This window comes from Pedobacter sp. SL55, from assembly GCF_026625705.1.
Lineage (GTDB): Bacteria > Bacteroidota > Bacteroidia > Sphingobacteriales > Sphingobacteriaceae > Pedobacter.
Genome location: NZ_CP113059.1, coordinates 150,018 through 163,320 on the forward strand (window position 1 = coordinate 150,018; position 13,303 = coordinate 163,320).

General features: G+C 38.7%; 11 protein-coding genes. 6 read left to right on the top strand and 5 right to left on the bottom strand.

The annotated features are described in order from the left end of the window. The first annotated feature begins 224 nt into the window (after positions 1-224). Positions 225-1,850 carry an ABC-F family ATP-binding cassette domain-containing protein gene (locus OVA16_RS00660; protein ID WP_267763004.1) on the top strand — a complete coding sequence of 542 codons (1,626 nt, stop codon included), beginning with the start codon at positions 225-227 and terminating at the stop codon, positions 1,848-1,850. Between the two features lie 138 nt (positions 1,851-1,988). On the opposite strand, the gene OVA16_RS00665 is transcribed toward OVA16_RS00660, so the two are convergent. Both OVA16_RS00665 and OVA16_RS00670 read right to left on the bottom strand, forming a co-directional pair. Continuing rightward, positions 1,989-4,508 carry a TonB-dependent receptor domain-containing protein gene (locus OVA16_RS00665; RefSeq protein WP_324288590.1) on the bottom strand — a complete coding sequence of 840 codons (2,520 nt, stop codon included), beginning with the start codon at positions 4,506-4,508 and terminating at the stop codon, positions 1,989-1,991. After that, on the bottom strand, positions 4,504-4,893 hold the full coding sequence (locus OVA16_RS00670) for a carboxypeptidase-like regulatory domain-containing protein (protein WP_267763005.1): 390 nt from the start codon (positions 4,891-4,893) through the stop codon (positions 4,504-4,506). The genes OVA16_RS00665 and OVA16_RS00670 overlap by 5 nt, the downstream gene beginning before the upstream one ends. 247 nt (positions 4,894-5,140) lie before the next feature. Here OVA16_RS00670 and OVA16_RS00675 point away from each other — a divergent pair, with 247 nt between their 5' ends. Genes OVA16_RS00675 through OVA16_RS00685 form a run of 3 tightly spaced genes read left to right on the top strand, consistent with a single transcriptional unit; the run spans position 5,141 to position 8,886 of the window. Further along, on the top strand, positions 5,141-7,519 hold the full coding sequence (locus OVA16_RS00675; RefSeq protein WP_267763007.1) for a penicillin acylase family protein: 2,379 nt from the start codon (positions 5,141-5,143) through the stop codon (positions 7,517-7,519). A gap of 3 nt (positions 7,520-7,522) precedes the next feature. Then, positions 7,523-7,873: a hypothetical protein gene (locus OVA16_RS00680; RefSeq protein ID WP_267763009.1), complete on the top strand. Its 351-nt coding sequence runs from the start codon at positions 7,523-7,525 to the stop codon at positions 7,871-7,873. A gap of 26 nt (positions 7,874-7,899) precedes the next feature. Continuing rightward, positions 7,900-8,886 carry an acyl transferase gene (locus OVA16_RS00685; RefSeq protein ID WP_267763011.1) on the top strand — a complete coding sequence of 329 codons (987 nt, stop codon included), beginning with the start codon at positions 7,900-7,902 and terminating at the stop codon, positions 8,884-8,886. 1 nt (position 8,887) lies between these two features. Here OVA16_RS00685 and OVA16_RS00690 read toward each other — a convergent pair whose 3' ends face one another. From OVA16_RS00690 to tyrS, 3 genes are all read right to left on the bottom strand, one after another. After that, on the bottom strand, positions 8,888-9,343 hold the full coding sequence (locus tag OVA16_RS00690; RefSeq protein WP_267763012.1) for an RES family NAD+ phosphorylase: 456 nt from the start codon (positions 9,341-9,343) through the stop codon (positions 8,888-8,890). A 1-nt stretch (position 9,344) separates the two neighbouring features. Beyond that, positions 9,345-9,830 (bottom strand): antitoxin Xre/MbcA/ParS toxin-binding domain-containing protein, encoded by a 486-nt coding sequence (parS, locus tag OVA16_RS00695; RefSeq protein ID WP_267763014.1) that lies wholly within the window; start codon positions 9,828-9,830, stop codon positions 9,345-9,347. Between the two features lie 95 nt (positions 9,831-9,925). Beyond that, on the bottom strand, positions 9,926-11,209 hold the full coding sequence (tyrS, locus tag OVA16_RS00700; RefSeq protein ID WP_267765310.1) for a tyrosine--tRNA ligase: 1,284 nt from the start codon (positions 11,207-11,209) through the stop codon (positions 9,926-9,928). 124 nt (positions 11,210-11,333) lie between these two features. On the opposite strand from tyrS, the gene OVA16_RS00705 reads away from it, so the two are divergent. Together OVA16_RS00705 and OVA16_RS00710 are read left to right on the top strand one after the other, a co-directional pair. Further along, positions 11,334-12,023 carry an ACP phosphodiesterase gene (locus tag OVA16_RS00705; RefSeq protein WP_267763015.1) on the top strand — a complete coding sequence of 230 codons (690 nt, stop codon included), beginning with the start codon at positions 11,334-11,336 and terminating at the stop codon, positions 12,021-12,023. 3 nt (positions 12,024-12,026) lie between these two features. After that, a complete protein-coding gene (locus OVA16_RS00710; protein ID WP_267763017.1) occupies positions 12,027-13,109 on the top strand; it encodes a hypothetical protein in 1,083 nt (360 codons plus the stop codon). Positions 13,110-13,303: the final 194 nt, after the last annotated feature.

Genomic DNA, 13,303 nt, shown 5'->3' on the forward strand with positions numbered 1-13,303 from the left:
TTTTAATGGTATTCATGCGCTCGCAAGCTCGGGTTTGCACCACTTTTTATCAAGAAACCTGCGAAGCAAGCTAGAAGACTGTTAAAAACATAAAAGCTACTGAAAAAAGTGGAAAGCCTGTCTGGCAAGACAACAATATTTTAATGAGTTTGCCCTGCTTGCTTTACCTTAAACCTTTCAGCTTCCACCTTTTTTACCTACCTTTGCGGCTTATTTTTAGCAATATGATTTCAGTTTCAAACCTATCGCTACGTTACGGAAAACGTACACTTTTTGAGGATGTTAACCTAAAATTTACCCATGGCAACTGCTACGGTGTAATTGGTGCAAATGGCGCAGGTAAGTCTACTTTTATGAAGATTTTATCTGGCGATGTGCAGCAAACTAGCGGTACAGTGGCTTTTACACCAGGCGAACGCATGGCCGTACTTAAACAAAACCACTATGAGTTTGATGAGTTTCCGGTAATTGAAACGGTAATGATGGGCCACAAGCAATTGTACGACATCATGAAAGAAAAAGACGCCATTTACATGAAAGAAGATTTTTCTGAAAAAGATGGCGAGCGTGCTGGAGAATTGGAAAATCTTTTTGCAGAAATGGATGGCTGGAATATGGAAAGCAACGCTGCTACCATGTTAAGCAACTTGGGTATCAAAGAAGAATTTCATCATAAATTATTGAAAGAATTAGATGGTAACCAAAAGGTACGTGTATTATTGGCACAAGCTTTATTTGGTAATCCTGATATTTTATTGCTGGATGAGCCTACCAACGATTTGGACATTGACACCATTGCTTGGCTAGAAAATTTCTTGGCCGATTATCAAAACATTGTATTGGTGGTTAGTCACGATAGGCACTTTTTAGATGCGGTTTGTACACACATTGTGGATATCGATTTCAGCAAAATGAGCATCTACACGGGTAACTACAGTTTTTGGTACGAGAGTTCTCAGTTGGCATTAAAACAACGTTCTGATCAGAATAAAAAACTAGAAGATAAGGTAAAAGAGTTGCAGGAATTTATCCGCAGGTTCAGCGCCAATGCTTCTAAATCTAAGCAGGCAACTTCACGTAAAAAAGCTTTAGATAAAATCGATATTTCTGAAATTAAAGCATCAAGCCGTAAATATCCAGCCATCATGTTCAACAACAATGGTGCCCGCGAAGCTGGAGATCAAATCTTACAAGTAGAAAAATTAGGCAAAACCGTTAATGGGGAAGTAATGTTCAAAGACATCAGCTTTATGGTTAACAAGGGCGATAAAATTGCGGTACTTTCGCAAAATAGTCTAGCAACTGCCGCTTTCTACGAAATCTTAAACGGTAACGACAAAGATTATACTGGCGAGTTTAAATTTGGCGTAACCATTAGCATAGCCGATATCCCTAACGATAATACCGAGTTTTTCGCCAATAAAGATGAAAACTTGGTAGACTGGTTACGTGAATATTCTGGTACTGATGCCGACGAGCAATTTGTGCGTAGTTTCTTAGGTAGAATGTTGTTCTCTGGCGAGGAAGTAATGAAAAACGTTAAAGTACTTTCTGGAGGCGAGAAAATGCGTTGTATGTTCTCAAGAATGATGTTGCAACAGGCTAATTTCTTAATGTTTGATGAACCAACCAACCACTTGGATTTGGAATCGATTACGGCATTAAACAACGGCATGAAAGATTTTAAAGGCACAATGTTGTTTACCTCACGAGATCATGCTTTAACAGAGTCAGTAGCTAACCGCATCATCGAGATTACGCCAAAAGGTATGATCGATAAATTGATGACTTACGATGAGTACATCAATAATAAAGACGTAGCTGCATTAAGAGACGAAATGTACAAGTAATCTTAAGATTGACGAATTACGATTTTAGATTTGTCAAATCACAGCGCAATCCGCAATAAACAACAAGGCCCTGAGAAATTTCTTGGGGCCTTGTTGTTTATTAACTTTGTGAATCTTTAAAGATTGACAAAGTTTGGCCTATGGGTTAAACGCCAATGAAACATAATACATAGCCCCTACTTCTGGGTTACCATAAGAAGTGATGTAGTATTTGTTCAAGATGTTTGAACCACCAATTTTAACCACTGAGTTTACTGAAGGAACTTTCAAATTCACTTGAGCATCTACAGTTCCAAATGCTGGCACTTCGCCGCCTGCAAAAGAAGAGAACCAAGTAAATTTATCTTGCCAACGGTAATTCACATTAAAACCAACGTTTTTGAACACTTCACGGTTGCTAATACCCAAGTTGTAACGCACTTCTGGTGTATTGAAATCGTTGTTGTAATCTGTAGGCAAATCATTCAGTTTGTTGTAAGATACGTTACCAGAGAAAGTATATTTACCTCTAACGTAATCTAAACCAAACGCACCACCGTAAGTAGTAACATTGCCAGTAGCATTTACAGGCACGCCAAATCTAGTAAATGCGGTACCATTTAATTGATGTACGTTTACGGCAGTAATGAAGTTTTTATATTGATTATAGAAGCCATACACATCTATTAAGAAGTTAGACCCTAACAAACCTTTATAGCCTAATTCGTAAGCGGTCACGCTCTCTGGGCGTACACCTCTTGGATCAAATGTGTATTCTTTTAAAATACCAGTAGTAGGTTGGCCTGCAATTAAGGCAGCCATATAAGCTCTGTAACTTGCTTCGGTATATGGCCTGTTGCCCTGTAAATTGTATTTGTTTAAAAACTCAGGTATACCTCCTATTAAACGTTGTGTACCACCGCCCACAGACAAGTCTATGTATTGGTTTTGTGTAGTTGGGTTACGGAAACCTGTTTGGAAAGAGGCACGGATATTTGAATTTTTAGCTACCGTCCAAACACCGGTTACACGAGGGGTAAAACGACCATCAAAGTTCTGGCTCTTATCAAAACGACCAGCCACAGTTAACTTAAATGCTTCGCCAAACTTTTTACCCAATTGTCCAAAAGCGGCATATTCATCAATGTCAATTTCTCTATTCAAATCATCAAAGATAGTTCCACCAGAATTCAAGTCAAATCTACGTGCAGATGCACCCACTTGAAACTCCACTGCATTATTAAACAATTTAGAAAGGTTGTACATACCTTCGTAATGATAAAGATTTGATTTATCATTGAACTTAGCTCCATATACGCCTGCTGCCATATTAGTTTGGCTGATATAAGTATTACGGATTTGGTCTGCAGCGTTACTAAATTGTGCAGAGCCAGGCTGTATTCTACCCATATCTGCCGCTTGGCGAGCAGCTGCATGCGCTTGTGCATCGGTAACTGCTGGATTAAGTCTGGCGCCAATATAAGTACCTACATATTGTGGAAACCAAGCTTGCGACGACTTACTTTTCTCGTTAATATAACTACCTAAGATAGACGAAATGTAAGAATCTCCAGAACGTTCTTGGGTGGTGTAGCCTCTGATATAAAAATCTTCGCCTTTTAATTCTAACTTGTATAGCCCAATATTAAAATTACGTAAAGAGTAACGATCTGAACCGGTATAAACAGATGTACCTGTACCCCAGTTGGCTTGCGCAGTTAACTGCACCGTGTTACTCAAATTGTAGTACAAACCACCAGACATTTTTAAGGATTTAGTACCATAATCTACTAAGTCAATCTCATTATAACCTGTTCTGGATACATTTTGATTAGGAAGAACTCCTGGATTTCGTTGTGCATAATAAAAAGGTAGGTATTGATTAATTACTGTTGAACGTAGCGCAGCTGGAACATTAGAATTAATGAAAGTGATATAATTAGGATACGGAGTTCCGACAGGCAAATTATTAAGCACATTCTGCGCATTAAAAGCACCTCCTGAAGCGGTTAGTAGCGCTTGCCTAGTAGCGGCTTCAACATTTGCATTTACACCCCTCATGTTTTGACTAACTTCATCGCCATATATGTTTACACCATCATAATTAGGATCTGATTGACGAGTACCGTCTTTTGGTGCATTAGCAGTTCTATCAAAGTTAGAGTAATTTGTACCAAACCAATCCGTTGCTTGCAAGAAAGAGAAAGCGAATTTAGCGCCAAATTTGTTATTCCAAGACTTAGCCACACGCATATCAAACTGCTTAAATTCTTGCGCCGAGGTGTTGTTATCGTTCACGTGATTTAAACCAGTTTTCAATTGAAAACTTACGCCTTGATATTTGAATGGATCTTTAGAAGTCATCAACAAAGTACCACTGATACCACCCGCACCATACAATGCCGATGAAGCGCCCGGTAGTAACTCCACATTATCCACGTCTAATTCGGTAATACCTACAATATTACCTACAGAGAAATTTAAGCCAGGCGCTTGGTTATCCATTCCATCAATTAACTGGTTAAAACGAACGTTGCCATTGGCATTAAAACCACGAGTATTGTACGAGCGAAAGGTTAAACTTTGCGTACTCATTTCTACCCCTTTGATATTTTGGATGGCATCGTAAAACGATGGTGCCGCAGCTTCTTTAATTTGTGCTTGTCCTAAGCGCTCAATAGTTACCGCACGATTCTAAGATGCGCTCTGGCGTTCTCGACGCCGAAACTACAACCTCCTGCCCTAAAATTGCACCAGATTCTAATTCGAAGCTTAGGTTATTTGCAGCGCCTGTTACCTGCCTTTCAACAGTTGTGTAACCAACAAATGTAACAGAAAGCGTAAATGGAGGTTTTTCGGTAGTAGTGAAAGAAAATTTACCATTTTGATCTGTAGACGACCCAACAGTTTTTCCTTTTACCGTAACACTTACTCCCGGAATGGGCTCGTTGGTTAGCTTGTCTTTAACGGTACCGCTAACCACAATGCTTTGTGCAATGGCCATGAACCCAGTCCACAGCAAAACGCAAACCATAAGGATGATTTTAGTAATTGTTTTGTTCATATCTCTGTAGTTTATATTTGTTTATTTTAACATAAACTTAGTACATTTTTTAAAACTTACAAATTAAATTTTATGCAAGCATAGTATTTTGCAAAAAATAAAATTAGTTTCAGCTTAATTGTTATTTATAATTAAATTGCATCTTGTCTTTTCGTTTCACTACAAGAAGAACAAACCAAAAAAAGCTTACACCAAATGAACAGAGTTAAAACTACTATGTATTGTAATTCCTATCTTATTAGGATACATGCTAAATACTAAATTTGGCGATCTTCCTCCCATAGCAAAATTTTTAAACCCTTTTACCGGGTTTTGGCAAAATGCAGAAAGGTTAACACCATCTAAGCATAAAAGGCTGGTGCTAAAAAATGCTCACGATAAAATTGAAATTTTATTTGACGACCGCATGATACCTCACGTATTTGCACAAAATGACCATGATGTTTATTATGCACAGGGTTATGTAACGGCTATGCATCGCCTATGGCAAATGGATTTCCAAACCCGGTTTGCAGCTGGCAGAATATCAGAGGTAGTTGGTGCAAAAGCAATTGAGGTTGATAAGTACCAACGCAGAATGGGCATGATGTACGGTGCCGAAAACTCACTACAGGGCATGATGGCAGATCCTCAATCGAGAGAAATGCTGTTAGCTTATACACAAGGTATTAACGACTACATTAAATCATTAGATAAACGCAAACTTCCGGTAGAATATAAGTTATTAAACTTTAAACCCGAACCTTGGACACCTATTAAATGCGCATTGCTGCTTAAGCAAATGTCGGCAGTTTTGGCAATGGGTTCTGATGAGTTCTACATGACCAACATTTTAAACAAATATGGACCAGAAATTACCAAAGATCTATTTCCAGACTATCCTTTTAAAGAAGACCCGATAATTCCGGTTGGCACCAAATGGGATTTCAAACCGCTACCAATTCCGCCTACGCCAAAATCTTTTACCGAAATGATGAGCACCGAAAATGCTACCAAACAAAAAGTAGAGGGCATTGGCAGTAATAATTGGGCAGTATCGGGTATCAAAACTGCATCGGGCTTTCCCGTTTTGGCAAACGATCCACATTTAGATTTATCGCTTCCATCTATCTGGTACCAAATCCAATTGCACGCTCCTGGCATTAACACTTATGGTGTTTCGCTTCCCGGCGCTCCGGGGGTAATCATTGGTTTTAACCAGAACGTGGCTTGGGGTGTAACCAACGTAGCAGCAGATGTGTTAGATTTCTATCAAATCAAATTTAAGGATGATAAACACCAAGAATATTGGTACAACAACCAATGGAATGCAACCAAACCTAGATACGAAACCATTAAAATAAAAGGTGGTAAAGATATTGTTGACACGGTTTACTACACCCACCACGGCCCAATTGTTTATTTCCAAAAACCAAACTACAGTAGAGCCAATAATATACCAACGGGCCATGCCTTAAGGTGGATAGCCCATGATAAATCAAATGAATTGAAAACTTTTTATTTGATGAACAGAGCTAAAACCTATGATGATTACCGTAAAGCTTTACCCTATTTTACGGCACCCGCACAAAACTTCATCTTTGCCAGTAACCAAAACGATATTGCCATTACACCAAATGGGAAATTCCCTTTGAAATGGAAAAATCAAGGCAAATTTATTTTAGATGGAACCGACCCTAGTAACGATTGGCAGGGTTGGATTCCGGCATCGCAAAATCCAACGGTTAAAAATCCGCCTCGTAATTTTGTAAGCTCGGCCAATCAATCTTCAACAGATCCAACTTACCCTTATTATATCAATTGGGAGTTTTCTCCCTACGAAAGAGGAAAACGTATTAACGATAGGCTAGCTGTGATGAAAAACATCACGGCCGATAGTATGCGAAACTTGCAGATGGATTCTTACAGCATTGTTGCCGAAAATCTTTTGCCTTACATACAACCCTTAATCAATAATGCATCGTTAAACGCCACTCAAAAAGAGTCGTATAACTTAATCACAAAGTGGAATAAATACTTCGACGCCAAATCTATTGCCGCCAGCGTTTTTGATCTGTGGACTAAAAGATTGGCTACAGAAATTTGGGAGGATGATTTTGGCGATAAAGATGTGCCAATGCGCTATCCATCGAGAGACAGAACAATAGAACTGATACAAAAAGATCCCAACTCAACTTGGTTCGACAATGTAAAAACTTCCAAAAAAGAAACACTGGCAGATCTAGTTAATTCTTCTTTTAAATATGCTTGTGATAGTTTAGAAAGGAAATACGGCCCAATTGGCGAAGAATGGCAATGGGGCAACTTTAAAAATTCTAATGTGCCTCATCTAGCCAAAATACCAGGTTTTGGTTCCAAAAAGCTGTTAATTGGTGGTTCTAAAAGTACGGTCAATGCATTATCAGAAAGCAATGGTCCTTCTTGGCGAATGGTAATTGAATTAGGTAAAACACCAAAAGGCCATGGCGTTTATCCAGGCGGTCAATCTGGAAACCCTGGTAGTGCGTTTTACGACAACATGATTGACACTTGGGCAGAAGGTAAACTATACGATTTGTTCTTCATGCAATCTCCGGATGATAAGGGAGGAAAAATTATCTCACATTATAAAATCTCAAAAAAATAGGCAATGGTCTTCATCGTTATACTTATTCTTTCTTTTGTACTGCAAACTTTCTTCCCTTGGTGGACAATTATTGTAGTTTCTTTTGCCACTTGCGGCATTATCGGAAAAACTGGTAAAATTTCTTTTTGGCAACCATTTTTGGCTATCGCCATCCTCTGGATTGGCATGGCTTTATACAAAAGCGTTCCGAACAACCATTTACTAGCCAGTCGTGTTGCAGAAATGTTTGGTCTAAAAGTATGGCCAGCAATTGTAGCAGTAACTGCCTTAATTGGTGGTTTAGCTGCAGGTATTAGCGGTTATTGTGGTTACCATTTCAGAAAAGCAACGATTAGATCTAAAGCCAAAGCTTAATGTTTTAAAAATCGTACTTTTGCCCTGTGAACATCAACGCAGGGCATTTTTTTTCTATCCAAACCGAAGCGGAATTTAACAAAGCTGCTTTAGAGGTTTTTCGTTTCCAAGCCGTTAATAATTCTATTTATCGCGAATACATTTCTCATTTAAAAGTAGATATAGCAGGAGTTAAAGACTACAGAGATATTCCGTTTCTTCCGATTAGTTTTTTCAAATCACATACTGTTGTTACTGGAAACAATCCCGTAGAAATTACTTTTAGGAGTTCTGGCACCACTGGCCAAATTACCAGCAAGCATTTGGTGCAAAACCTTTCTATTTACGAAGAAAGTTACAACAAAGCGTTTGAACTATTCTATGGCAAGGCGGATGATTATTGCATTTTAGCTCTGCTTCCATCCTATCTAGAACGCGATGGTTCTTCTTTAATTTACATGGTTGATGATTTGTTAAAACAGAGTACACATGCTAAAAGTGGCTACTTTCTGCATAACCACCAAGAGCTTTACCAAACTTTACAAGAACTAAAATTAGCCAAGCAAAAAACCATTTTAATTGGAGTTACCTATGCCTTGCTAGATTTTACCGAGCAGCACCAAATTGATTTTCCCGAACTCATTGTGATGGAAACGGGTGGAATGAAAGGCAAGAGAAAAGAAATGGTGCGTGCCGAACTTCATCAATTGCTTTGTCAAGCTTTCGGTGTTATGCACATCCATAGCGAGTACGGAATGACCGAACTCCTTTCTCAAGGTTACTCTAAAGGAAATGGTATTTTCGAATGTCCACCTTGGATGAAAATCTTATTACGAGATACTTCTGACCCCTTAACTATCTTATCCGAAGAACACACAACGGGCGGCATCAACGTCATTGATTTGGCTAACATCTATTCATGTTCGTTTATAGCCACACAAGATTTGGGCAAAATTCACGCAGAAAACCAATTTGAGATTATGGGCAGGTTTGACAATGCCGATATTAGAGGTTGTAATTTACTGGTGCAATAAACTAGTTTTTCAATCTATGATCAAACGAAAACTCACGCTGCGAAATCAGTTTAACTTTTGCTGCATCTACATGCCTAGGATTTAAGAGATAGTTACTTTCTTCCGGTATCAAAACCGAAGGAACTTCCATTAATAAATAATTTCCATCTTCTACAAATTTTGCGCACCATTTTGCAAGCTCAGGCTTCCTCTCTTCGGCTGCCCAATCTGTAGGCAATAACTCAATATCTACTTTAAAAACTTTATCGTCTGGCACTTCAAAAACCGTAATTGTAAACGGGCGGTCTAAATCATCAGGCCTTAAATGAACCAATAGTTCCATCATCGCCATAGCCCTAGTTGAGGCAAGATAAACTACCGCTGTTCCTTTTTCATTCCACCTACCACCATAAAGCTTAGCACCATTGCCACTTAAATCGCCAGCATATTGCGGCGAAGAAATACGATACAAAAACATATCAGTTAAAAACTCCGTGTTCTATCCTCCCTAAAACATCTAAAACTAATGTAAAACCAATACTGGTATCAAGCAGGGTTAATGGCACCTGATTTTTCAAAGCGTAGTTAGTATGACGCAACCACCTGTTAAAAGCTTCGTAAGATCCCAAAACGCTTGCCCCCCGCTCGTAAAGTTTTGCCAACTCAATGGCCCTATCTGCGTGTTCGGTTTTAACTAAAGTGCTAGGTTCGTAACGTTGTAAAGTGCGCTCGCTAATGTGCAATATATCTGAGATTTCCTCTATGGTTAAATATAGTTTTTTAGCCAGTAACAATAAATTACGTTTGGAGATACCCTTTCGAGCCACACTTACCAAATCAAAATCTGAAGGAGAAACAACATCCTTGCCTCCAATAATTAGGTTTAGAGGGCTATAACTTACAGCCAAACCATAAGCCACAGCAGGTTCTTCTAATTTAGACAAATCTTCTACTTTCTTTTTCATATCAGACAATTATATTCAAATATATGCATTTTGTCTGAAATATCAAAAAAAATGCCACAATTCAATTGCGGCATTTCCTATTAAACCGTAAATTCTTATTCTGCTATGATTAAGAAGTAGTTTTTCTTTCCTTTTTGAACTACTAAAAATTCTTCGTTTATCAAATCAGAAGCTGAAAAAGTAGTATTCAAATCAGTTATTTTATTTTTGTTGATACTTAAACCGCCACCTTGTACGGTTTTCTTAACCTCTCCTTTTGATGGAAAAACCGAAGTTTTTTCTGCCAGCAAAGTAGGCGCATCAATACCTGCAGCCAAATCAGCTTTTGATATTTTAAACTGAGGAATACCTTCAAAAATATCTAATATTTCTGCAGCGCTCAATCCGTTTAAAAACGCTAACGAACCATTGCCAAACAAAAACTCCGATGTTTTGATTGCGGTTTCTAATGCATCAGCAGAGTGCGTTCTAACTGTAATGTCTTCTGCCAAGGCTTTTTGCAAGATACGCAAGTGAGGTGCTTCATCGTGTTGTTTTTCTAAAGCCTCTATTTCTTCTTTACCTTTTAAGGTAAAGATTCTAATCCAAGCTTTTACATCACTATCCGAAGAATTTAACCAAAACTGGTAGTATTTGTAAGGCGAAGTTTTGGCCGGATCTAACCAAATTGCCCCACTTTCGGTTTTACCAAATTTAGTTCCATCTGCTTTTTTAATAAGCTGTGTAGTTAAGGCATAAGCTGTGCCGCGGTCTTTTCTTCTAATCAACTCGGTTCCGGTAACAATATTACCCCATTGGTCAGAGCCGCCCATTTGCAAAATGCAGTTATGGTGTTTCCACAAATAATAAAAATCGTAACCCTGCACCAACTGATAGCTAAACTCAGTAAACGACATGCCATTATCTCCTTCCAAACGCTTCTTCACACTGTCTTTAGCCATCATGTAGTTCACTGTAATGTGCTTACCAACTTCACGAATAAAATCTAGAAAATTAAAATCCTTAAACCAATCGGCATTGTTTACCATCATAGCACCATTGCCTCCTTCTTCAAAATTAAGGAATTTAGCCAGCTGCTTTTTCATCCCGGCAAGGTTATGAGCAACCATTTCTTCGGTTTGCAGGTTACGTTCGTCAGATTTCCCAGACGGATCTCCCACCATGCCCGTTGCACCACCAACCAAAGCTACAGGTTTGTGCCCTGCTCTTTGAAAATGGATCAAAGTCATGATTTGGGTAAGATGTCCTACATGCAAAGAATCAGCCGTTGGATCAAAACCTATATAACCAGCACACATGCCTTCATTCAATTTCTGCTCAGTATCGGGCATAATATCGTGCAACATGCCTCTCCAACGTAATTCTTCTACAAAATTCATCATTTTTTAACGATTTTAAAGCGCAAAGATAACTATTAGTTTTTTGGTTTTTCAGTTTTTTGGTTTTTTGGCTTCTTGAAATGCTCTACCAACTCACAAAACAACCAAACAACTAACAATCTATATGGCTATATTTACAGATATGAATTTCCTTTCGCATTTTTACTTCGACAGAAATACGCCTAACGCCAATATCGTTATTGGTACTATTTTGCCCGACCTTTTGAAAAATGCGAACAAAAACTGGAATGCTCATCCTGAGAAGCATATAGAACTATTTAAAAAAAGAGGATTAGAAGAATTGCTGCAAGGCTGGAAAAGACACCTCAAGGTAGACCTTTTATTTCATTCATCTAACTTCTTTAATAACAAAATGCAGAAACTAAAACTGTTACTTATTCCAATATTGAAAGATAGCCCAGTTCGTCCTTCGTTTTTAGCGCACATTGGGGTAGAACTGCTGTTAGACCATCTCTTGATCGAGCACCAGAAAATCAACATTAATTCGTTTTACGATAATTTGGAAACAGTAAAAGAAGAAGAACTTGCAGATTTTCTGCGCAGCTGTAATATCGATGACACCGACCGTTTTTTCAAGTTTTTTAACAGCTTTAAATCTAGCCGCTACCTCCTCAGCTATCAAAAGCTAGAGAATATCAGCTATGCTCTGCAACGCATTTGTATGCGCTTATGGGAACATCCTTTTACCGAAAAACACACTTCAGATTTAACCTCGGTATTAGAATTTTACAAAAAACAATTAGAAATTGATTTTATGGTTATATTTGATGAAATAGAAAGTCGGTTAACATAAACCATGCGCAAACGTCACCTAATCATTCTTTTATCTCTTTTTGCCGCTTCTGCAAATGCTCAAAGGAAATACAGTAACGAGTTCCTAAACATAGGCGTTGGCTCAACTGCTTTTGGCCTATCGGGTTCGGTGGCGGCAAGCGTAAACGACGTAACTGCAGGTTATTGGAACCCCGCAGGCTTGGCCCGTATGGAAACACCCAGACAAGTGAGCTTTATGCACTCCGAATATTTTGCGGGTATTGCCAAATACGATTATGGTGCATTTGCCACCTCGGTGCAAGACAATACCGCTGTAGTTGGCGCCTCTGTGTTACGTTTTGGTGTAGATGATATTCCCGACACTTCTGAACTTATTGATGCCGATGGAAATATCAATTATGATAGGGTAAAGAAGTTTTCGGCAGCAGATTATGCCTTTATCTTTTCTTACGCCCGCAAAAAAGGCAAAAATGGTTTGGGCGCCGGCGATGGTTTAAGTTATGGTGCTAACGTAAAAATCATCCGTCGTGTGGTTGGCGAGTACGGTAAATCTTGGGGCTTTGGCTTAGATGCGGGGCTACAATACCAAAAAGGTAAATGGAAATTTGCGGCAGTTGGTAAAGATATTACTTCTACTTTTAACTCTTGGAGCTACAATGCCGATAAGCTTTCTACAGTTTACGCCACTACCGGCAACGACATTCCTAAAAATTCTACCGAAACTACCATGCCTCGCATTGTTTTAGGGGCAGCTTACGGTACTTCGTTAAATGAAAAGTTCAACATCATGGCCGAAACCAATGTAAACTTAACTACCGATGGGCAAAGGAACGTGTTGGTAAGTGCAGATCCGGTAAGTGCAGACCCCACCGTTGGACTTTCTATTGATTTCAAGAAAACTATTTTTTTACGTGGCGGCGTGGGTAATATTCAAAAATCCACAGATTTTACAGGAAAACAAATCTACACCTATCAACCCAACATGGGCGTGGGCATCAAAATCAAGAATTTTTCTTTAGATTACGCTTTAACCAATGTGGGTAATGCCTCCGATGCACTTTACAGCAATGTATTTTCTATTAGGCTAGATTTCGAAGTCAAGTAATTTAATGTGAGTTTTGGCTCTTGATCTGTCATTTTGACCGCAGCGAAGCGAGTGGAGAAATCTTTAGAGGGATAATTTCTGATAAATGACCCAAAGATTTAGCTCTGCTTTCTTTTAGTTCTCAACTGCGCTCGTAATGACGACCATTCCTAATACAACTAAAAACATAAGACACTGATAAACAAACATCAACA

Bases quoted from the DNA above. Each gene is read 5' to 3' on its own strand.
- OVA16_RS00660 (WP_267763004.1), top strand. From the start codon at position 225: ATGATTTCAGTTTCAAACCTATCGCTACGTTACGGAAAACGTACACTT.
- OVA16_RS00670 (WP_267763005.1), bottom strand. From the start codon at position 4,893: ATGAACAAAACAATTACTAAAATCATCCTTATGGTTTGCGTTTTGCTG.
- OVA16_RS00675 (WP_267763007.1), top strand. From the start codon at position 5,141: ATGCTAAATACTAAATTTGGCGATCTTCCTCCCATAGCAAAATTTTTA.
- OVA16_RS00680 (WP_267763009.1), top strand. From the start codon at position 7,523: ATGGTCTTCATCGTTATACTTATTCTTTCTTTTGTACTGCAAACTTTC.
- OVA16_RS00690 (WP_267763012.1), bottom strand. From the start codon at position 9,343: ATGTTTTTGTATCGTATTTCTTCGCCGCAATATGCTGGCGATTTAAGT.
- parS (WP_267763014.1), bottom strand. From the start codon at position 9,830: ATGAAAAAGAAAGTAGAAGATTTGTCTAAATTAGAAGAACCTGCTGTG.
- tyrS (WP_267765310.1), bottom strand. From the start codon at position 11,209: ATGAATTTTGTAGAAGAATTACGTTGGAGAGGCATGTTGCACGATATT.
- OVA16_RS00705 (WP_267763015.1), top strand. From the start codon at position 11,334: ATGGCTATATTTACAGATATGAATTTCCTTTCGCATTTTTACTTCGAC.
- OVA16_RS00710 (WP_267763017.1), top strand. From the start codon at position 12,027: ATGCGCAAACGTCACCTAATCATTCTTTTATCTCTTTTTGCCGCTTCT.